This is a genomic window from Streptomyces laculatispora (assembly GCF_017353455.1).
GTDB classification, from domain to species: domain Bacteria; phylum Actinomycetota; class Actinomycetes; order Streptomycetales; family Streptomycetaceae; genus Streptomyces; species Streptomyces laculatispora.
Genome location: NZ_JAFMPZ010000001.1, coordinates 21,249 through 42,297 on the forward strand (window position 1 = coordinate 21,249; position 21,049 = coordinate 42,297).

Sequence of the window (21,049 nt, forward strand, 5' to 3'; positions counted from 1 at the left end):
TCCTGTCACTGTCCCGCCCGCCATGTCGAACTCACGCCGAAGGCCGTACCGATGACCCCACCCACCAGGCGGCAGGGGCACCGAACATACCGACCACCGCTACGCTGGACACGACACCAACGCCACCCTTGGGCCAGGCTGAAGCCTCACAGGGACGCTCTCACGCAGAGCCGCAGCAGGACCGCCGACCGCGCGGCGCATTCCCCCGCGGACGACACCACGCAGGTGTCCGCTGTCCTCGATCCCTCTGCTCAAGGGAGCAGCACCATGACCCGGGACAACGATCCCGCGCGCGTCCAGCCGCCCAACCTCGCACCCGTCCCGCAGCAGCCCGCTATCGGTGCCGGCCTGCCCGCCGCGATAGCCCAGGGCGCCGCCCAAGGGGCCGCCCGGGCCATCACGGCCCGGCTAGTGGACAAGTTCCTCACCAACCCGCCCGACTGGCTCAGAACCCTGTGGCACGCGCTACCGAGACCCTGGGAGTAGCCACCGCGGCCGGGCAGGACCACCTGCCCGGCCGTTGGGCCGCTCGGACATCAGAAGGCGCTGATCTCGTGGGCGGGTCCGCCGCGCCACTCCACCCACCGCGGGTCGTCCAGGATGGCATCGGAATCGGCGAAGCCGGTGCCCTCGAGGAACACGACCAGGTCGTGGTCGCTGTAGGCGGTCCCGAGGATCTCGTCCCGCCCGCTGCTGTGCACGGTGACTCCCCGGCCGCCCGTACGGGAGGGCCGGTGCACTGCGATCGGTGCCCTGGTCACGCCTCCCAGCGTGCCCCGGCCCGGTTCGGTGAGCGAGTCGGCCCGTAGCCCTGAGCACCGTACGCCAGGAAGGGCACGCGGGTATGTATAGCACCCGGAAGTACGCGTCGGGGACACCGCAAGCGCCTTCAGAACCTCGCCCCCGACTACCTCCGGGAAGACCCCGACGCCTGAGCGCCGCACCGAGATCGTCACCTGCCCGACCCGGGTTGGGGGACGACGTCGGTGCACTTCCTCACGGGATACCCGGTGCCGCACAGTAGTTCCATCCCTGTCCATCCGCGAGCCCCCCACGGAACCGGCCGATGGAACGGGCCGATCTCCTTCCACGACGACGGCACCGTCATGGCCCTCAGCGTCCTCCCCATCCGCAGAAGGCAACCTCACTGAACGCACCGCAGCGTCGCCACCGCCCGCCCCGAGCAGAAGGGACATAGACGCCCCGACCCGACAGGCCACATCGTTCGCCCCCCCAGAGAGACCCGCCGCGACACGCCCGTACCCCCGTCGGCACCTGCCGACGGGGGTACGCATCTCTCACATCGCTCTCACCAACACCGCGGACGCTCCTGGATCACAGCGGCGTGACCTGCACTTACGTGCCTTCCCTAGACCACCCTGGACCGCACAAGACACGATCTACAACCTGTGCCATGTCGTACCACAGGACTCGCACGCCAACACCACAGATCACGGACCAAGATCCGGACCAGGTGCGGACCAACTCGGCGAAGCCGCCAAGACGGCCAGCGACGACAAGCCGACTGCCGACGCGCCCAAGAAGGCGACCGTCCCCGACTTCGTCGGCATGGGCCTGCAGTCAGTCGAGGACAAAGCGCAGGGAGCCGGTCTCCATGGGCTCACATCCCACGACGCACTTGGCCGGGAACGTATACAGGCGTTCGACCGGAACTGGAACGTACGCAGTCAGACCATGGAGGCTGGCGCCTTCAAGCCGACCGACACCGACCTCGACTTCGGGGCGTTGAAGCTCAGGGAGGACTGCCCGGCGAAGAACGAGAAGCCGCCGACCGCTGAAGGCGGCAAGGTGCCGAACTTCGCCGGCGAGTCGGTCAAGGCCGCCCGCTCCGCCCTGGACTCCGGTGTCTCCCTCACGGTGAAGGATGCCCTGCCGGACGACCGCTGGGTACTGGTCGAATCGAATTGGAAGGTGTGCACGCAGGAGCCGGCCGCGGGCACATCGCTCAACGGGCAGCCGGTCACTCTCAAGGCGGTCAAGTTCGAGGAGTCCTGTCCCTGACCGTCAGTCGGGCTGCAGTAGGGCACACGACGCCACGTAAGTCACCGAGTTGATTGGGCAACCCACGCGATGAGTCTCGTCTCTGCTGGCTTGGATATACCCACCGCAAGTGACTACGCCTGCGACTGGGCGCTGATCGATGTAGAAACCTGAGTACTCGTACCCCGACGGGACCGAATGCTGTCCGTCGCTGTGGTGACGATCAGCCCGGAAGGCGAACAGTCCGGAGAGTTCTCGACCCTGCTCAACCCTGGATGCGACCCGGGGCCGGTCGAGGTACACGGGCTCATGGCTGAGCGACTGCGGGGCGCTCCGACCTTCGCCCACCTCCTCCGTGATCTTTGGCGGCCGGGAGCTGCCCGAGGTCGTCATGAGGCGATCGCATCCGGGCGACCAGCAACCCAGGGCATCCCTTGTCGGGGTTGGCCCGGGGATCCGTCCGGCCTGCCTCGTCCCTCATTCGCCACCCACCACCGTATCCCCGTCGAACCGCAGCGACATGATCCGCGACTCGCCGACCCACTCCCGGAGGGTGTCCAGTGCAGCGGGCTCAAGTTTCGTGGTGAAGAGGATGGCCAGATGCTCTCTGGCCCGTGAGCATGCCACGTAGAAGAGGTTGCGTGCCCTGATAAACGCCTCCAGTTCCTTGTCCATCAGTTCGTCGCGCCGGGAGAAGTTAGCCAGCATCTCGGGGATCTGGAAGCGGGAGTGTCCCTTGCTGACCACGGCGAGGACCCGGTTGAACTCCAGTCCTTTGACGCCGTGTTGTGTGGCGAAGGGCGTGCCGCCGCCGAGGTGCTCGTTCAACGCCAGCAACTCCGCGTACGGCACCTGGCGCAGTTGTTGGTACTCCTTCGACCACGCCGCCGCCCGGGCTTCGGCCTTGTCGTCACTCACAGCCTGCGGGTCGGTGCCGGATGGTGACACGGCCTTCCGGTGACGCTCGCGCACCTTCCCCAGGCCGTCGAAGAGCTGCTGCTCAAGACAGAGGTCGAGGACGTCGCCGACCGTGCCCGTCTTGCGGGCCTCCCCCAGTTTCGTCAGGAACGCCATCCATTCCTGCTTGTCGGCCGACGAGTTGATGGGTGGGCGGCCACGGGGGTCGAGTGCGTCGAACATCGCGCCGTAGCGCTTGTTCCGGTGGTGGAGCAGGGCCGGTTCCAGCGTGTCCATGAAGAAGGCCATGGCGTGGTCCTCCTTCCTCACGTAGGAATCGTTGCGCCGAAAGGCCCCGTGGAGCTTCTGATATCCCAGTTCGCCGGCGATCGTCTCGTGCGTGAGCATGAGGATCTTCGTGCTGGGCTCCTCCGCCCGCGCCTGGGCATCGTGACCGGATGCCCCGATGCTCCATAACCGGTCGCGGACGTCGTCCAGTACCCATTTCCGGGCCGCGTGGGCCGCCTCCCAGCCGAGCTGACCCTTCCGGTGGTGGGTGAGCCTCGTCCCGGCCCATTCGTTCGTGTAATAGACGGCGACGGTGCCCTCGCCAACTCCTGACGCCGTCGTCTGCGTCAGTTCGGGACGCATCGTGTTCAGGAGGTTCACGACGGCGCGCTGCGAGCGCCGATTGCGCCGTCTGAAGACCGGTGTCGGGCGGGCGTCCTCGAGTGCCCCGCACGCGTTGTCGTAGATCTGCTGCCAATGGTCCCCGAAGAAGCCGCAGAGGGGGCCGCGCGAGGTGGCCTCATCGCCCGGCGTGCCCAGCATGGCCTCCGCCAGACCGGCGGGGGTGTCCTGGTACTCGTCCACGAAGACGATCGGGAACCGGTCGGCAGCCAGGGCCCGGAACTTGGGAAGGGCGAAAAACGCCCTCGCGAGGACGGGCAAATCGTTGTGACCCAGCTGCACGCGACGGCTGTCGTGGTCCACTTTCTGGAAGCCGGTGCTGTAGTCGACGGTGTAGCCGTCCAGTGAGGTGTGGCCCTCCATCTTCGACAGCATGAGGTCCAGCTCGACGATGTGGCGCAACAGGTGCTTGGGGAAAGGGGAGAGCAGCTGCCACAGGAAACCATGGATGGTTTCGGCGAACACGTACGGGCTGCGGTCGGTACGGCTGATGATCTCGTCGCGGGCCACATTGGTGTAGGTGACGCAGGCGATGCGCTGGTGGGGCCGCGGGAGGTAGCGGGGGCGGTCAGCCAGGATGCTCTGGAGCACCTCGATCAGTGAGCTGGTCTTGCCCGCACCGGCACCGGCCTCCACCTTGAAGTGACGGCCCGCCTGGAGAGCCGTCAGGATCGTGTGCGTGACGTCTTCCGCCTCGGTCGTCACTGGACGTCCGCCTTCGTCGCCGTCCCCTCCTGTGCCATGAGCCACTCGAGGCCGCGCCTGATGTACTTCGGGACCTGCCAGTCGTGGTCTCCGAGGACGTGGTCGAGAGCGAAGTCGACCTTGCTGCACCTGGTCTCCACGCTGCTACGGGCCTGTTGTTCCAGTTCCTCGGCGGGAGCGGCACCCGTGGGGATACCGAACAGGGCCCGGTTGGCCAACGCGAAGGCGTCCTCGAAAGTGCGGCCGCACGGACCGCCGGGCTCCTCCGGCACCTGGTAGGCGAGGCACATGCTGCCGCCGACGATCGGCGGGTCCGTCTCGGCCCGCTGCAGCAGCTCGGCCACCGTGATGTCGGCCATCTCGGGGGACCACGCCCTGATGGACTGGTTGGACGTGCGTCCGGATTCGGACACCAGGCATTTGCGGATCTTGGGCTCCCTGTCGTCGACGGGATCAAGATCCGTGATGATCAGGGCTGGGATCCCGAGAACCTTCAGCAGCGGATAGAACCTGTGGGCATGCGCCCCGCCGACCTCCATCAAGGTCACGTACTGGTGCTGGGGCGTCTCTCCGGGCCTCCTCGCCGCCAGCTTCTCCTCCGCAGCCGGGACGAAGATACGCTCGCTGGCGCCCTCGACGAGGATGGCCTTGTCCGCGAAGTAGAGGTCGGCCCGGGTGAGGGTCAGGTACTTGCGGAGGAACCTCTCGTCGCCGGTCACCTGGGACAGGTCCTTGATGACAGTGCGGGCCGGCCCCGGCTCGCTTCCGCTCTCCACGGTGTCCTCCTCCTTCCGGAAGTACCGGATGTCGGAGAAGTGTCCTCGGTTGGCCACGTGTGCCGAGTGGGTGGTCACCACGAACTGAGCGTTCCACCGGGGGCTGCTGTCGATTGCGGTGCTGCTCTCCTCGACCGCTCCCTTTTGCCCGGGCATCGTCGCTCTCATCTGCGCGTCGATCCGGGGGAACAGATTGACGGAGTACGTGAGTCGCTGGATGAAAGCCTCCTGCATCTGCGGATGCAGATGGGCCTCCGGTTCCTCCAGGAAGACGAGATGGATCCCCGACTCCGGAGAGGTCGCCGTGTGGTCGCGGTAGCAGGTGAAGAGCCTGAGCAGAATCATCACCAAGTTCCGCGTACCGAGGCCGTTGTACGACTCCGGGAACCGCACACCGGCCACTCCCGGATAGTGAATGCGCGCGAAGTTCCTGAGCAGCCTCTTGGAGTCCAGCCGGGCGGCCGTGACGAACTCCTGGTTTGCCAGACCCGGATAGCCGAATGCCTTCAATGTCGGCGCCACCCGTTCGCGGACCTTCTGGAGGCTACTGTCGAGACTGCCGGAGGTGTCCACGAGTGTCCTGTCGATGTTCGCGGCGAGCTCCTCCAGCCACGTCGCGTTCTGGCTCTTCTCCGCCGCGGTCAGCAGTTGCTCGAAGACCGCTCCAATTGGTGCGGCATGCCCGTCGCTCTCGTCGTCCAGCCCTCGCTGCGCCTCGACGAAGTCCACCCTCACCAGGGTGCGCACGTCCGCGAGGTCGACCGGTCGGACGTTCGCCTCATCGGTCGGGTCGACCGCCATCACCGACATCTCGAAGTGCTTCGGGATGCCTCTGCCCAGCTGCTCAAGCGTGGCCGTGGCATCCGGCCCCACCGGCACGCCGCCGAAGAACTCCTTCAGGGCACCATCCCCCAACGCGAAGGCGAACCTGATCACCACCTCGGAGCAGTCGGGGTCGAGATCCACCACGAAGGGGGCCAGGGGTCCGTACTGGCCGCAGTCCTTGTCGTAGGAGATGTGGAGGGTGAGGGTGACTGCCGGAACCGTGTCGCGCGCCTGCTCCGCCTCACCCGAGGCGAAGAGGCGATGGGCGGCGAGGAACTCCTCGTAGCAGTCGGCGGAGAAGTCTTCGATGCGCAGCGCGGCCTTCTTCCTCGCCACGAAGAATTCGAACAGTTTCGCCAGCGAGGTCTTTCCCGTGTTGTTGCGGCCGACGCACAGTGTCACCTTGTCCGTGAAGGAAAGCTCGGTTCTGCGGAGCAGCCGGAAGTTACGGATGACCGCCTTGGTGAGCCGGGGCGGCACCGGGACTACGGTCCCGTGTGGTTCGGCGGAGCCGTCTCGCGGGCCTGGGATGGCACGCGGATCACTGGGCTGGGTCATCGCGGCTCCTTGCTGCGCTCGTACACACCCTGGGACGTCCGGCGGGAACACACAGCAAAGGGAGCCACAAGCCCCATGAGATGCCGTCGCCCCCTCAGGATCTGGGGCCGCATCTTGTCACCATAATTCTCTAAATGCACAGCGGTCGCATTTGATTCAGTTTCGGTCGCCCATCGATCTGAATCAACTCCCAAATGTTCGAGATACGGCGCCCATGCGGCCACCACCTCATAGGCCGACGGACCGTGTGAGGGATGGCCACGTACGAGGCGCACAGCGTGACCGGTGCTCAGCAAAGGCGTTGCGCCAGGAGCGGTGAATGGGTCCGCATCAGGCCCGATGCCAGCCCATGTCCAGTCCCGTCGAGTCCTTGAGGACCTGGTTCAGCGCTTCGACCTGTCCGACGTCGTCGAAGAGGCTGCGGGGAAGGTGGTCGTGAGCGAGAGGGCCGACGCCGTGCAGGATGTCGTCGTACGCCGACGCCACGGCGGCACCTATCAGCAGGTCCGTCGCCTCATCGAGGCCCACGTGCTCCGCCGGCCACCGGTACTCACCCTGACTCACCTGGAACACCGGGAACAGCCACTGCATGTCCCGGTCGGGCTTGATGAACCTGGTCACTCTCTCGCCCAGGAAATTGACGCCGTAGTGCGAGATCGAACAGACGTCTCTGTCCCGCAGGGCAAGCAGACGTGAAGCGCACATGAGGGACACGGCAGGCGTACGCGCGGACAGGTGCATGGGGGTCGTGGCGGCTTCCCGGAGGGTCGAGAGGTCGGACAGACGGGAAGCCACGCTTCCCATCCGGAGCCCACTGCGCTTGGCCAGCATGTGCTGGAAGTGGACCGTCGCCTCGTGGCTCGGATACTGGAACTCCAGGTCCGTCTCCCAGCCCGTCATCGCCTTGGCTGCCGTCACGAACCGGTAGGGAGGGTAGAGCTCTTTCCAGTCGACGGACGGGTCGTCGGAGTTCAAGCCCGGCACCACAGGGTTCAGTGCGAAGTCGATGAGAGCCAGGACGGTACTTCCGCCCAGGGTGCGCCCTGCGAGAGCACGTGCCAGGCGACACGGCATCCCATACTCGCCGTTCAGCACCTCGAGCAAGAACTCGCGCAGCGCCGGGTCAGCTTTCCGTATGAAGGCGCCCTCGAACTGGAAGAGTTCGTCGAGCACCGCCGCGCACTCGAAGAGGACGCGAGTGGTGAGCGGGCCCTCGGAGGTGTGCATGAGCTTCAGGGGCCCGTCGATGCCGACGCGTACGCCATCGGGACACTCGACCATCTCCATGCCCGCACCCTGGCGCCACATGTCTTCGAGGGAGTGCTCCATTGCCGCCCGCATGTCCCAGGTGGCGGTGTCGAACTCCGTCAGACCCTCCGGGTCCAAGAGGAGGTAGTAGGCGAAGTAGAGGTTGAGCCAATCCAATTCGCTGTATTTCAGTTCCCCTTGGGCGTGCTTGGGGTAGCGCTCGAAGGAGAAAAAGGGGAGTCCGCTGCTCCGGTCCTCGTGGAGATGCTCCACGTCTTGCCGGGGCAGGTGAGAGATCGTGTACGCGGCCAACTGGTCCCTCGTGCGCCGCAGCAGGCTCAGAAGAATGCCGACAGTGGATCCGTGATATCGCGCCCAGTGGCTGCTCTCGTGGACGTAGGTCTTGTGCCAGGAGCCGACCGCCGTCACAAGATCGCTGGTGCGCGTGCGGGTCTGATCCTGGAAGAGGATCTGGCTGCGCAGATTCAACTCGGCGCCACTCGAGTTCCGTAGACGTGGAGAGTGGACGGTCACCGGTTCACCCCTTCCGAGCCGTCCGCACCCTGGTCGTCGTCTTCCAGTCGAGGAGGCGCCTCCTCCACGGGCCCCCGATCACGCGCCCGCTCGACCAATGCCTTCAAGGCGTCATACAGGGTGTTCGTGGCCAGTCCGGCGGCGACGGAGATGGAGATCTCCGCCCAGTGGGCGTGGCGTAAGGAGTCGCGTCTGTTCTGCTGCAGGGGCGTGAGGGCGAGGGAGCACTTTCCGGCGAGGTGCTGATCCGCCTCTATTTCCCGTGCTAGCACCTTCAAGTTCGCGGCTTCGCCACGGTATTCAAAGATCGGCATGGCGGGAGCCTACAACTGGCCTCCGGTTCCCGGATCGGGACTCGGACACCGCCGTCATCGCTGGAGGACCGCGGTAGCGCAACGTCGGGTGAGTTCGCCCCCGGGTGGTCGTTTGAGGCCGACGGCGACGTGGGAGGCCGGCGCCGGTATAGGCGCGGTCGGCGAGGCCAGGGATGCCTTGTCGCTCACAGATCCGGATGATGTGGTGGCCAACGCCGACGCTCACTTTCCAGCAACATACGGCTGTCGTGGGTCGCTTCGGTGACTGATGGCCGGCGCGGTCCGACGCGCCCGTCGCCATCAGGGCGGCACGCGGACACAGGCGCCTGACGTGGCTGGAGCCATGCGGCGAGTTCCCGGGGGATCGCTTCCGTCTCCGCTGATGCCGGGGCGGACTGCGGACCGGGGTGATAGAGAGATGCCGGTACGACGATCCTAACGGTCTGTGCATGACGGCCCTGAACCCGGAAAGCGGCGACGATGTTCTTCAATGGCCCCGCGCACGTGCGCACCGATGCCACGCTCTTCCCGGCCAGTACCGGCGTCCCCGTCGAGCAGGATCTGCCAGTCCTGCCGCAAGACTTGGCGCGCGCGTTGTTCATCACGGGCAGGGCCCCGTACGACCAAACCAAGCACGGGAGGTCATCGGCGTACGAGTGGTGCCACAGGGTGGCGGTCCTGCCCGCCTATCTCAGCTGGAGCGATGATCCGGTCCGTCGCATCACACGTACCGACCTCGCCCGCGAACTCGACCCCTCCGAGAAGGGCATGCTGTCCTACACCCTGGGGCAGGCCATGTGCCAGATCTTCGCCGAGAGGCAGCTATCCGTCCGGTTCTTCATGCACGTCGCCCGCTACGCCTCCGCCTACAATCTCACCTTCGCCCCCGGCCGGAGCCGGGCGGACTTCTTCGGAGAGTGGACCGTCGGCGGTTATGTCGTCGCGGAAGCCAAGGGCCGCTCAGGCCCGCTGACGAAGGAGCTGCGCGAAGCGATGGAGGAACAGAAGAGGACAGTCAGGACCATCAAGGGCGAAGTGCCGAAGATCGCATACGCGAGCGCGGTGCACTTCTGCTCCCCCCATAGCCCCATGCGTCTGACGGCGATCGACCCGGACATAGCCCACCCTCGCGCCGTAGACCTTCCCGTCGACCCGGACCTACATGTGCTGGCCTACTACACGCCGTTCCTGGACGCCTTCGCCCATCAGGAACCACTCATTCTGGGCGACTACGTCGTGGCTGGCTTCGCGGCGCTCGGCGTGACGCTCGGGGTCTTGGCGCCGGTGCTGCAGCGTGTGGAACGGGCGGCTCGGCGCAACGAAATCGCGGGCCTTCACGACGACATCCTGGGCCTGCTCGCCCGCCACCGGCCTCGCCAGGAGCGCACGCTCTACATCGACGGCACTCTTTTCGCGGCAGACTGGACGGTTCCTGAGGACCGGCGCCGCCCGGGCCGTCGGGACAGCGAGGTGCAGGACTCCACGGTGCTGGCCTATCGGCGGTTGTCGCCAATGAGTTCGAGGTAGCGGGCATAGTAGACGTCAGATTTCTCCCGATTTCGGATCAGGGTGCCCTCCTCCACCCGGTAGGTGCGGTCCGGATCACCCTTGAAGGAGAGCCAGTTGAAGGAGGTGGTCACCCAGGCATCGTCGAAGAGGAGGATCTTGGCATGGTTGCTCTTGAGGCGCGCCACGTGCAGCTTCTCGGGGTATCGCGCAGCGAGGTTGTTCAGCCTTCTGATGGCATTCGGGTCGGTCCTATTCTCGCTGTCGTCATAGCCGTAGGCGATGTCGACCTTCACGCCACGCTGCAGTCGGCGTTCCAGTTTGCCGACGAACGCCGTGGTGACGATCGCGCCGGTGATCCACGGTGAGATGATCAGGATGCGTTTCCGGGCGCTGGTGAGGGCTTCGTCGAGGAGCTCCGGGTGCTCGAAGACACCGATTGCTCGAATCTCCTCTGCCTGCGACTCTAGGGCCTTCGGCTCTGCAGGGAGGGGTGCCGGGGAGTTGAGCTGGACGGCGGCCTGCTCTGCGCGTTTCTGAGTGACCTCCTGCAGGGGGATCCGGGCCTCTTCGAGGTCGGGTTCCAGCAGGGGGCGCTCAGGCTCGGGCTCTACGTTGATACCGAGGCCCTTGGCGCCGCCGAAGCCGATCAGTTCGATCTCATGGCGGTCGCTCAGTTCGCCATCGATGACGACACCGAGCTCGATGTCAGCGCGTTCAGCGTCCGCATAAACGAGGAGCTTGACCGGCAGGACATGACGGGTTCGGGTCTGGACGATGCTTTTGACCTGCAGGACTTCGCGGGTGGTGGTGCCGTTCTCCTGAAGTAGGGAGGTGATCTCCTCGGCGGTCACCTCGCCGTCCTCGACGGGACCGGAACGCGCGGCAGGCAGCATGATCATTCCGGCTTCGGTGGCCACGTCCCGGGCGATGGTGCTGCGGCGGCTGTAAGGGGAGGCCCGCCACAACATCTGGTCGAAGACGAGGGACTGGCTGACCCGGACCGGGACGATGGCAGCCGCCTTCGTCGCGGTGAAGCGGCCCTTCTCGGTCAAGCGCAGCCGCGGAACGGGCGCTGTGCCGGGCACGGGAGCAGTCCATCGCAGGTCGTCGGAGCCGAAAAGGACCGCCACGGTCTGGTTCACCATGGCGACGTCCAGGCCGAGGAGCCCCGCGATGGATTCCGGTGTTCTCTCCCCTTGCTCGACGAGCCGCAGGACGTACTCCTCCAGCAGGGGGATGTCCTTGCTGTCCTGGGCGAGGACCTCGGTGGTGATGCGGGCGACGGGCAGGGCCGCGTCGACGATGCCGACGAGGTCGAAGCCGGTGCGGGCATTTCCGAAGCGGACGGCCAGCAGGCTGTCCTCACTGAACGTTGACATCGCGGATCTCGCAGTCTTCCGGGTGGCTGCTCATATAGTCGAGGACGTTGCGCAGGGCGCCGGGTTTGCTGCGGCAGAAGCCGGCGTCCCCGACGATGATCAGCCCGAACCGGGCGCGGGAGAGAGCGACGTTGATGCGCCGCCAGTAGGGCTGCCCCAGGAACCCGAACCGGCCGTCGGAGTTGCTGCGGGTCACGCAGAAGACCGCGAGGTCGCACTCGCGACCCTGCACGGCATCCACAGAGAGCACCTCGGGCGTGAAGTGCCTCAGCTTCTTCTTGGCTAGCTGCTTCTTGAGTGTTTCGACCTGACGGCCGTAGGGCGCGATGACCAGAACCTCCAATGGCTTGCCGCCGGGCGGCTGGACCACCCCCTTCCCGATCGCATGGTCGATGACCTCCAGACGTTTCTCTGCGATCTGCGCTTCAAGCCGGTTGGAGACGCTGGTCTCGGTGCCTGATCGCTCCGTCTCACGCCGCCCCGGATGAAAGCTGGTGTCCATCCAGAGCACAGGCCGGTTGATGCCCCTGTACCCCGGTAGCTCGTGCGGATTGGGAGAGAGCAGTCCGTTGTCGTAGAAGCAGCTGCTGATCATGTTGCCGATGGCAGGAGTCATCCGGTACTGCTCGCGCAGCAGGTGCTTGACCGGCAGCTGCGTATTGTCCGCCAGGTGCTGGAACAGCGTCGTCTGCACGATCTCCGGGGTCAGCTGGTGGTCTTCCATGGCCTTGCCATTGCGCAGCAGGTCCTCGTCGATCGGCGGGAGCTGCTTGGTGTCCCCCACCAGCACCCACCGCTTCGCCCGGGCCAGCGGGACCAGCGCCTCGGTCGCGGTCGCCTTCGACGCCTCGTCGAAGATGCACAGGTCGAAGTCCAGGGAACGTGCTGCCGGATGCCCCAAGAAGCCCAGGGCCGTGCCACCCACCACATTCCGGGTCCGCAAGAAACTGGCGATCAGGTGCGGGTCGCTGCCGATCCGCTTGAGCCATTCGCCCTGCAAGCGCAGCAGCCGCATGAGGTTCTGTCCGGGACCATCTGCCGGAAACAGAGCCTCGACGGCGTCCCGGCACTCCCGCGCGGTCATGGTCTCGCGCAGGGTGAGGTCACCGTCCAGGGCACTCTGGATCTCGACGACCAGGGCCGCACGCTGTTCGAGGAGTGTCTCCCGGCGGGCGCCGACGGTGACCGCTTCCTCTCCCAGTTCCCGCGCGGAGGTGGTGCGGTCGGGCAAAGGCTGAGCGGTCAGTTCCACGAGGCGGCCCTCAACGTGCGCGAGGTCGGTGGCGACGGCGGCCGCCTCCTCCAGCAGGAGTGCCGCCTTCAGGTGCCGTGCCTCCAGCTTCTGCCGGATCGCGACCGCTTCCAGGTGCCTCTCCGCCCGGGCCCGAACACTCTGCGTCCATCTCTTGACCTGCCGGTCCAACAGCAGCGCTTGCGCGGCGGGATCGATACGCGGATCGTCCGGGCGCCCCAAACGCACCAGGCCGTCGATACCCGCCTCCTCCAGACGGCGCAACGCGTTGTCGATGGCGATGTGGGTCTGGCTGACGATGAGAATTCGTGCGTCCGGCTTGCGGCTGAGGGTCTGCTCAACGATCTCCGCGATCACCGTGGTCTTACCAGTGCCAGGCGGCCCCTCGACCAGGACCAGGTCCTGCGTCCCCAGCGCGCGCACGACGACATCCCGTTTGCTCTGGTCAAGGTCGGCGCGGACCCAGGAGGTGACCTCGACCGGAGGCAGGACCGGCATCTCCTGCGGATTCTCGATGATCTTGCCCAGGTGAGGGTTACTGCTCTGCTCGGCGGCGACCGTGGACAGCGCGTCGCGCTGCCGGTTGATGGCGCTCTGGCTGGGGCCGAGGAAGGGCAGCAAGTAACCGCGGCGTGGCAGCGCCGTCTTGGCACGAGTCATCCGGAGCTGGACGGTGTCCTCGGTCCGACTGGTGACGACACCACGGTCGATGGGCCGACTGTAGGGGTATTCCACGACCGACCACTCGTCGCCGATCTCCATCACCGTTTCTGTGGCACCCAGACGGAAGGACCGCGTGTACGAGGTGCCCTCCGTCCTGTCGTAGGCGACGGGCTGCCGCCCGTTCGCCGCGATCTCCTCGCGGGCCTCCAGGACGTGCCGCCAGCCATCGAAGAGGTCCCCGAGGTTCTGCCGCCGGTCTTCGCGACCCTTCTCCTCGCGGGCCTCGACATGCGTGTTGAGGCCCGCCAGCAGCACGTTCAGCCCGCGGTTGGCCGGGTCCTCGCCCGGATCGTAGAAGGTCCAGCTCAGAATCGGATCAAGCTTGAGTGCAGACTCCCGGCGCTTCGCCAGCCATTCCTCCGGCCGCTCTTCTGCGGACACGATGACGCACCGGTCGGAGTTGTTGTCGTCGCCGGCCATGCGCAGGAACAGCTTCCGGCCGAAGACCCGCACCGTCCCGGTGTCGACCTCTTTCGTGGCCGGGTTCCAGCCGTAGTCGACATGCACCGTGCCCGAGATGTCGGACATCACCTCCGACTTGGCGCGCGCCATGACCTGGTCGAGGCTCAGTCCCTCGCCCTCCGGCACGGTGACGAGCTTCTCCGCGGCGTTCTTGGTCATCTTCAGCCACACCGAGTTGCGCTGCCGCGCGTCACGGTTGCCGCACCGTCGCTCCACCTCCAGCAGTTGGTGCTCCAGCACGATGGCGTTGGCCGGCCTCTTCTGCGGTTCGAGGTCGATGCAGGACTTCAGAATCGCGCGGACATCGGTGTCCATCTCTAGCTCGTCCAGCGCGGACAGCAGTCCGGGGTAGTCGCGGGCCTTGCTGTTGGACAAGATCTGGATGGCCAGGACGGCGTACGCGTAGACATCCCTGACCCAGCCGACGCTGCTCTTCTCCAATGGCTTGTACAGGCTGGAACCGTAGTCAGCGACCGTGTGATCCGTCACGGACGCCCCCGCCGTCTCCACGACCTTAGCGATCCCGAAGTCGGCGAGCTTGACCGTGCCGTCACTGGTCAAGAGGACGTTTCCAGGCTTAATGTCTCGGTGCTCCACCCGCTGCTCGTGAGCGTAGGCGAGAGCAGATGCCAACGGCCGCCCGATCCGAGCGAAGTAGGCCGGCCAGTCCAGCGGACGGCCCCCGCTCATCTCGTCCTTCAGGCTCCTGTCGACCCACTCCAGGACGATGAAGTACTGCTCCAGCTCTTCGTCCCAGCCCGAATCCAGCATCCGCACGATGTTCGGATGGGTCAGCGCCCGCAACGAGGCGGTCTCACGGTCGAGGAAAATCCGCGTGCTCTCCTCGTCGTCGCGCCGCTTGAGCAGCTTCACCGCCGCGTAGGCGCCCTCCGGGCTCAAGACATCCACTGCCTTGCGCACCTCGGACATACCGCCCTGGCGCTTTTCCGCCTGCGGCAGCAGATGAAACCGCCCGTTGATCATGCCGGTCACACGCGGCTCCTCACCCATCAACTGCCGTGCATTTTCGCGTCCTTGACTATCCTTTCAATAGATCATCGCCTCCGGGTCGACTTCGTCCACAAAGCGGCAAGGAAACGCCCCATCGGGTACGAGCCGACACCCCCCATCCGCCACCGCGTGCGGCACTACACGGCCCCGCCGCCGGCCCTGGCTGACATCCAAGAGCACGCGCGAACAGTGTCCACAGGTTCTCCACGGAGCAGGGACATGTAGGCCGTGCACAGCCGGCGGACCAACTGGCCTCTGCCCAGGGCCACCAAGGCCAATATGCGGACCAGGCCCGGACCAACTCGGTTGCGCATTTGAGCGTTCGACCCATTGCCGCAGGTCAGAGGTGGATAGGCCCGTGTACCACCAAGAGACGAAGAATCTGCTGGTGTCGTACTCGCCGAAGAAGCTGGGCTTCTTCTAGACGCATGCGAAAAGGCGCCTGACCTGGGTTTTTACCCGTCAGGCGCCTTTCGCTCAAGCCGCTCTCCTCGGCTGGGTCCGCTCCGGAGTAGAGCCAGAACGAGATCCCAGCGTGCCGGAGACCGTAAGGCCGCTTGGCCAGGCGCGAAGTGCGCTCAGCACGAGTCAGGGCGTGCTCCCGGGCCCGTGCCCACGTGATGCCGTAGGCGGCAGCGTCCACGTAGTTGCCAGCCTGGTCGCGAAAAAATGGCCCACCGTTTGGTGGCTTCCCGCAGCCAGGGCTGCACGATCCTGCTGAAGCGGAGCCGGCCGGGGTGCCCGAAGACGTGCAGGTCCCAGGTGTCCTTCGGGGGCTCGGTCGCGGGCGAGGAAAGGGCTCGCTGGTGGGCCAGGCGGAAGGGCTCCAGCACCTGACGAGCACGCATGCCCGGCTGCGTGTCAACGAGATCGTCGAGCGAGTCCGACTGACGCCCCCGGAGATCGTTCACCAGGGGCCGGACCTCGCCCAACCCGGTTTTCATCTCCCGGCGGCAGCGTTCGTAGAGCCCGTAGAGAACTTGTGCCTGTGCCAGCGGCGTCAGGCCCCGCAGCGTGACGTTGTTCATGTCTTCGATCGCCGGCTCCGAGCGGCACCATGTCGTCCTGTCCAGGTGCGGGTCGCGCTGGAACTCCTGGCCCCAGCACGTCCCGTGGGCCTTGCAGAAACCGGACCTGGAGCCGTACCGAATGCGGTCGCAGGCAACAACGTCGCACTCGCCGAATCCGGGCAGTGGGATCACCGAGGGATCGGCGAGGAACTCCTCCAAGGTGACCTCGGGGGTTCGTTTCCGCCGGTGGAGATGAGCTTCGCAGAGCGGTGTGAGGCTGCTCTTCCACGGCCGCCGGCAGCCGACGGCGCACCGGCCGACGCCGCACCTGGCGCTCCTCGTCCCAGCCGATCTCGGCGAGGAAGTCGGCAGGGATAAGCCGCCGCAGGAAAGCTGCCGGATCAGGCGTGGACGATGCCGAGTGCAGGGTCGCCAGCGTCATCGCGGGCCCTCCACGGCGATCCGCGGGCTGCCGACGCGATCCACGGCTTCCCTCAGCCGCTGCCGACTGGGGTGCAGGTACGGCCTCGCCGAGGCGGGTGAGTGTTGACCGAGCAGAGCCTGGATCATGTCCAGTCCGCCGCCGGCGTCCGCGACGTTGCTCGCGAAGCAGTGTCTTGTGTCCGCAGAGGCCGTGTGCGGATGAGTGTGTGGCCATTGAGCAGGCGGACCCGGATGGCTGCGTTCGCAACGCTGATCGATGGGTGTGTTGCATTTCGGCGACATCGCTATGGCGCACATCAGCATCTGTGTGCGAGTGGTCCTGCAGGGGTGGAACATGACGCGCCCGTTCATTGCGCTGAAAGAGCCTCAGCCCACATCATCCGTGTGGGCCCCGGCTCATGAGATGAGGTGGCAGGGATGGTCAACGCGGAACCCGCTCAGGTGAGATCTGGCTGGTGAGGCGGGTGTAGTCCTCAACCCCCAGATGCCAGCGTCATTCAATGACGCTGGTTGCGAGGGCGTATTCCGCCTCACCGTCTGTCTCCGGCCTACTGTCCGGGACACTCATTCAAGAGTGGGGTATCTCAACTGCATTACCCGGTAATGGCCGTTCGGGCCGCAGGCAGCCGGGTCACGCGGGTCGTTCCGGCGGAGACATCGCGGAACTGGAGGATCTCGTCGTGCTGGGCGGCGAGCCGGGCGAGGGCTTGGGTGCGGAACTCGGAGAGCTCCTCGATGGTGCTCTCGGACCGGACCAGCAGTTCCTTGAGCTTGGCGTTCTCCGCCTTGAGGCGGGTGATCTGGGCTTCGCGGGAGTCGGGGATGTCTCAGGCCTGCTGCAGGGCCTGCAGGCGTCGCTCGAACTCGACGCGGAGGTGCGCGTAGGGGCGGGTGCCGTAGAAGGCGGTGCGGTCGACGCCCCCTTCACGAGCGAGGGTCTTGACGTCGCACGGGTCGATGAACCAGCAATAGTTCGCGGGCCCGAGGTGAAAAACCTTGGCGCGCTTGGTCAGCAGATTGAGCACGTCACGGTCACTGCGCTGCGTCTTGGGTGCCGTTGCTGCCGTTGCTGCCGTTGCTGGCGTTGCGTCGAGCTTCTCGTCGATTCCCGGGCGCCGGGGCCGGCTGGGAGGATGCCCTGCTGGTAATTTTGGAACTCTTCCAGTACCAGCCAGTGTGCGACGCAGTCGCCTCAGATTGACCTGTCTCGATGACGACCCACTCGTCGTCGGTGCAGGCATCGGACCTGTTCTCCCATCGGCCGAGGCGATCACGCCTGGCTTCAGGGCCGCACAGAATGCGGTTCAGCTCAGTGGCCGGATCGCCGGGTCACCCACCTTCTGCCCACTCCTCGGGCGCCGCGTCGAGTAGCTCGGCGAGGCTGGCGCGGTCCGGCAGCGGGCCGTGGTCGCCGGTCACCCGCAATGCGGCGCCCGCCGTCAGATGCCCCAGCCGCAGCGCCCGTACGGGTTCCTCGCCACGCAGCAGCCCGGCGAGGAACCCGGCCGCGAACGCGTCACCGGCGCCCACCGGTTCGATGACCTCGACCTTGGGCGCGGGCACGGTGTGGACTCTGGAGCCGTCGAAGGCGGTGGCGGCCCGTGCACCGTCCTTGACGACGAGGACGGGCGGTTGTGGCAGCAAGTCCCGTACGGCGAAGGCGTCGGTCAGTCCGTCTCCCCACAGGGCCTGTGCCTCGTCGAGGCCCACGAACGTGATGTCCGCCCGTCGGGCGAGCCCGAGCAGCACGGTGGCCGCCGCACCGTCCGCCCACAGAGCGGCCCGGTGGTTGACGTCGAAGCTCACGGGGCACGGGCGTTCAGCAACGTCGGGCTCGAGCAGCGCGGTGACCAGGTCCCGGCAGCCTGCCGAGAGCGCCGGGGTGATGCCGCTCAGGTGGATGAGGCCTGCGGAGCGCACGGCGTCGTCGTCCAGGAGGTCCGGGGTCAGGGCCGAGGCGGCGGAGCCGCGGCGGTAGTAGTGGACCCGGGTGCCCTCGGTGCCGGGGTCCTTGACGAGGAGTCCGGTCGGGCGGTGCGGGTCGGTGCGTACGCCGCTGACATCGACACCGCATGCGGCCACCTCGGCGCGGATCCGGTGTCCGAACGGGTCGTCACCGAGCGCGGAGACCCAACGGGCGGGCACCCCGTGGTCGGCGAGGTACATCGCCACGTTGGACTCGGCGCCCGCGATCCGGATCCCGAGCAGACCGGCGCCGTCGAGCGGGGCGGCGGGTTCGGGGATCAGCGCGGCCATGGTCTCACCGATACAGGTCACCGGTCCCGTCACCGGCCGCCGGCCGGTTTCGCGGGACGTGTGAATCTTCGTCACTCGGTTCTCCCGGGGTGGTAGGCACACGTGGGCAGGCCCCGGACGCCGACCCGGGTGGTGAAGACCGCACCGTCCAGCGGTCCGGGTGCAGCGAGACCGTGCCGCGCGCTGGTGACGTACAGGCTGTCCCCGTCGAGGCACAGCCCGGCGGGCTGCGTCGCAGGAATTCGGATCTGCCGGTCCAAGGTGCCGTCGGCGCGGTAGCGGTGGACGGTGCCTGTGCCCCAGACCGCAGTCCACAGGGCGCCCTCGGCGTCCACCGTCATACCGTCGGGGCTGCCGCGGTCGAAGGTGGCGAAAGTGTCCGGCGTACCCGGCAGCCCGGTGTCCGGGTCGACCGGGTACCGGCGGATGATGCCCTTGGCGCTGTCGGCGAGGTACATCACGGTGCCGTCCGCACAGAATGCCGGGCCGTTGGGAACGGTGAGGCCGTCCAGCACCCGGATCACCGTGCCCTCGTGGTCGACACGGTAGAGGGAGCCCGCGCCGTCCTCGGCGTCGTAAGCCATGCTGCCCGCCCAGAACCTGCCGTACGGATCGGCGGTCGCGTCGTTCATCCTCATGGCCGTGGCGGCCCTGTCCTCGGGGCGCGCGAGCCACTCGGTCCGCCCGTGCGCGGTGATCAGGCATACACCGGTGCCGGCGGCCGCGATCCAGGTGCCGGGGCGTGCGTGGACGGGGGAGACCGCGCCCAGGGGCACGGACAGCCGGGCGAGTTGCGTCAGCGGAGCTGAGCGGTCCGCGGGTCCGGCCAGCAGCCGCCCGGTGAGGATGTCGACGAGGACGATGCCGTCGTCGACCGCGCGTATTCCTTCACCGAGCCCGAGCCGGTCCTGCCAGCAGACGGCCGGTGTGCCGGCGGTCATCGGCCGGCGTCCGCGAGGGCGGCGGCGCGTACGGCGTCGCGGAACGCGCGCGCCCGCTCGCGGAGTGCTTCGAGGCTGCCGCCGTCGGCCGCGTCGCTGATCAGCGGCGAGCCGACACCCACCGCAGTGGCCCCGTGCGCGAGATAGGTTCCGGCCGCGTCGGCGTCCACTCCCCCGACCGGCACGAACGGCGCGTCCGGGAACGGGCCGTGCAGTGCCCTCAGATAGCCGGGGCCGCCTGCCTGCGCCGCGGGAAAGATCTTGAAGGCGTCGGCGCCGAGCCGCTGTGCGGCGACGATGTCGGTGGGGGTCATCACCCCCGCGAGCACGGGCAGGCCGAGGAGCTTGGCCTCCGTGACGGCCTCGCAGACGGCAGGGGTGACGACGAAGTCGGCTCCCGCGTCGCGTACTGCATGTGCGTCGTCGGAGGTGAGGACGGTGCCCGCACCAAGGGGTGCACCGGGGCCCAGGGCGGCGCGGGCCCGCCGGATGACGTCGAGTGCGTCCTTTCCGCTGAGCGAGACCTCGATGAGCGGGAGGTGCTCCTCCACCAGTGTCAGTACGGTCCTGAGCGCGGCGTCCGCGTCGTCGCCGCGCACGATGGCGACGATCCGGTGGGTGCGCAGCGAGGTCAGCAGATCCACGTGCGAGTTCCCTTCCTGTCTGTCTCTTCTGATGCTGTGTTGGTTTCCGGCTCCGTCCGTGGCGCTGGTTGTGCCCACGGCTCCGGTGCCTGCGCGGCCACGGTGAGACGCCAGCGGACCTCGCCGCTGCGCGGGACGCAAGCGGCGTCCCCGTCCTCCGCGGCCGCCAGGTCGAAGACCCGGCCGAGCATGGGCTCGACCCCTACGGACCGGTACGGCTCCGGCTCGGGGAAGCCGCCGAGGTTGCGCCACAGCGCTACGGACACCGGCTGCCCTTCGGCCTCGACGGCCATACGCAACGTGGCCGCGCCGTCGCGTACGTACACCCGTGGGGTGTCGACGATCGCGCCGACGGCTGTCCCGTCATCCGGCCCGAGCCGGTCGAGCCCGGCCGTCCGTCCGGGCTGCGACGGCCAGAAGCAGGGGATCCACCGAGCGCCGCTGTCGGGATAGAAGCGGGTCGGCGTGCCGTCCCTGATCCCGATACGGGCCTCCTCCGAGAGATCGAGCAGCGCGTGCGCGGCCCACAGGAAGCGGTAGCCGGGTTCGGCCGTGAGCCGGTAGTCGGCCACTGCGCGTTCCCCGTCGCTGCGTACCCGGCGGCTGAGCCGGAAGTCCGGGCAGTCGACGGACTCGGTACCGTCGGCCCGCTGCCAGGGCCGGGCCCAGGCAGCGCCGTGGTCGGGTGCGCCGCGTACGGTCGGTACGCATTCCTCCAGCCCACCGGCGTCGGCGAAGGCGTCGCCCGGAACGGCGCCGGGGCGGCGTGGCTCGTCGCGGTGCCAGAGCCATTCGCGGTCGGCCGCACGCAGGGACGTCCACCGTCCGCCGTGGGCCGGGTCGGTCTCGATGCTGAGGGTGGTCATCGTG

General features: G+C 67.2%; 16 protein-coding genes and 2 pseudogenes. 4 read left to right on the top strand and 14 right to left on the bottom strand.

The genetic code is table 11. The features are described from left to right. Positions 1-267: 267 nt before the first annotated feature. Entirely contained in the window at positions 268-486 is a 219-nt protein-coding gene (locus J1C73_RS00040) for a hypothetical protein (RefSeq protein ID WP_207314486.1), read from the top strand. Between the two features lie 50 nt (positions 487-536). Here J1C73_RS00040 and J1C73_RS00045 read toward each other — a convergent pair whose 3' ends face one another. After that, entirely contained in the window at positions 537-761 is a 225-nt protein-coding gene (locus tag J1C73_RS00045; protein WP_207314487.1) for a hypothetical protein, read from the bottom strand. A gap of 934 nt (positions 762-1,695) precedes the next feature. On the opposite strand from J1C73_RS00045, the gene J1C73_RS00050 reads away from it, so the two are divergent. Together J1C73_RS00050 and J1C73_RS34315 are read left to right on the top strand one after the other, a co-directional pair. Continuing rightward, positions 1,696-2,022, top strand: a complete 327-nt coding sequence (locus J1C73_RS00050) for a PASTA domain-containing protein (RefSeq protein ID WP_372446631.1) — start codon at positions 1,696-1,698, stop codon at positions 2,020-2,022. A gap of 69 nt (positions 2,023-2,091) precedes the next feature. Continuing rightward, positions 2,092-2,343, top strand: a pseudogene (locus J1C73_RS34315) (DNA polymerase III); the annotation flags it as partial. A gap of 135 nt (positions 2,344-2,478) precedes the next feature. On the opposite strand, the gene J1C73_RS00055 reads toward J1C73_RS34315, so the two are convergent. The 5 genes and pseudogenes from J1C73_RS00055 to J1C73_RS00075 all read right to left on the bottom strand — a co-directional run. Further along, complete coding sequence (locus J1C73_RS00055; RefSeq protein WP_207314488.1) at positions 2,479-4,293, bottom strand: UvrD-helicase domain-containing protein; 1,815 nt, start codon at positions 4,291-4,293, stop codon at positions 2,479-2,481. Continuing rightward, positions 4,290-6,452, bottom strand: coding sequence for an ATP-dependent nuclease (locus J1C73_RS00060; protein ID WP_207314489.1), 2,163 nt, complete (start codon positions 6,450-6,452; stop codon positions 4,290-4,292). Before J1C73_RS00060 ends, J1C73_RS00055 begins: the two co-directional genes overlap by 4 nt. 330 nt (positions 6,453-6,782) lie before the next feature. Then, complete coding sequence (locus J1C73_RS00065; protein WP_207314490.1) at positions 6,783-8,189, bottom strand: hypothetical protein; 1,407 nt, start codon at positions 8,187-8,189, stop codon at positions 6,783-6,785. A gap of 41 nt (positions 8,190-8,230) precedes the next feature. Further along, a complete protein-coding gene (locus J1C73_RS00070; protein ID WP_207314491.1) occupies positions 8,231-8,548 on the bottom strand; it encodes a hypothetical protein in 318 nt (105 codons plus the stop codon). Positions 8,549-8,635: 87 nt separating this feature from the next. Beyond that, a pseudogene (locus J1C73_RS00075) lies at positions 8,636-8,756 on the bottom strand (IS5/IS1182 family transposase); the annotation flags it as partial. A gap of 272 nt (positions 8,757-9,028) precedes the next feature. Here J1C73_RS00075 and J1C73_RS00080 point away from each other — a divergent pair. Continuing rightward, a complete protein-coding gene (locus tag J1C73_RS00080; protein ID WP_207314492.1) occupies positions 9,029-10,075 on the top strand; it encodes a hypothetical protein in 1,047 nt (348 codons plus the stop codon). Here J1C73_RS00080 and J1C73_RS00085 read toward each other — a convergent pair. The 8 genes from J1C73_RS00085 to J1C73_RS00120 all read right to left on the bottom strand — a co-directional run bounded on the left by J1C73_RS00085 (position 10,042) and on the right by J1C73_RS00120 (position 21,045). Then, the gene (locus tag J1C73_RS00085; protein WP_207314493.1) at positions 10,042-11,436 is read right to left on the bottom strand and encodes a phospholipase D-like domain-containing protein; all 1,395 of its coding nucleotides are present in this window, start codon (positions 11,434-11,436) and stop codon (positions 10,042-10,044) included. The genes J1C73_RS00080 and J1C73_RS00085 overlap by 34 nt on opposite strands. Next, entirely contained in the window at positions 11,420-14,857 is a 3,438-nt protein-coding gene (locus J1C73_RS00090) for a serine/threonine-protein kinase (RefSeq protein ID WP_242643502.1), read from the bottom strand. Before J1C73_RS00090 ends, J1C73_RS00085 begins: the two co-directional genes overlap by 17 nt. Before the next feature lie 605 nt (positions 14,858-15,462). After that, positions 15,463-16,113 (bottom strand): hypothetical protein, encoded by a 651-nt coding sequence (locus J1C73_RS35370; RefSeq protein WP_207314495.1) that lies wholly within the window; start codon positions 16,111-16,113, stop codon positions 15,463-15,465. 1,052 nt (positions 16,114-17,165) lie between these two features. After that, complete coding sequence (locus J1C73_RS00100; RefSeq protein ID WP_207314496.1) at positions 17,166-17,363, bottom strand: hypothetical protein; 198 nt, start codon at positions 17,361-17,363, stop codon at positions 17,166-17,168. A 304-nt stretch (positions 17,364-17,667) separates the two neighbouring features. Beyond that, complete coding sequence (locus J1C73_RS00105) at positions 17,668-18,669, bottom strand: sugar kinase (protein WP_307797556.1); 1,002 nt, start codon at positions 18,667-18,669, stop codon at positions 17,668-17,670. After that, complete coding sequence (locus J1C73_RS00110) at positions 18,666-19,535, bottom strand: SMP-30/gluconolactonase/LRE family protein (RefSeq protein WP_207314497.1); 870 nt, start codon at positions 19,533-19,535, stop codon at positions 18,666-18,668. Before J1C73_RS00110 ends, J1C73_RS00105 begins: the two co-directional genes overlap by 4 nt. After that, the gene (locus J1C73_RS00115) at positions 19,532-20,179 is read right to left on the bottom strand and encodes a bifunctional 4-hydroxy-2-oxoglutarate aldolase/2-dehydro-3-deoxy-phosphogluconate aldolase (RefSeq protein WP_124285977.1); all 648 of its coding nucleotides are present in this window, start codon (positions 20,177-20,179) and stop codon (positions 19,532-19,534) included. The genes J1C73_RS00110 and J1C73_RS00115 overlap by 4 nt, the downstream gene beginning before the upstream one ends. Continuing rightward, on the bottom strand, positions 20,167-21,045 hold the full coding sequence (locus tag J1C73_RS00120) for a hypothetical protein (protein ID WP_207314498.1): 879 nt from the start codon (positions 21,043-21,045) through the stop codon (positions 20,167-20,169). Before J1C73_RS00120 ends, J1C73_RS00115 begins: the two co-directional genes overlap by 13 nt. Positions 21,046-21,049 lie beyond the last annotated feature (4 nt).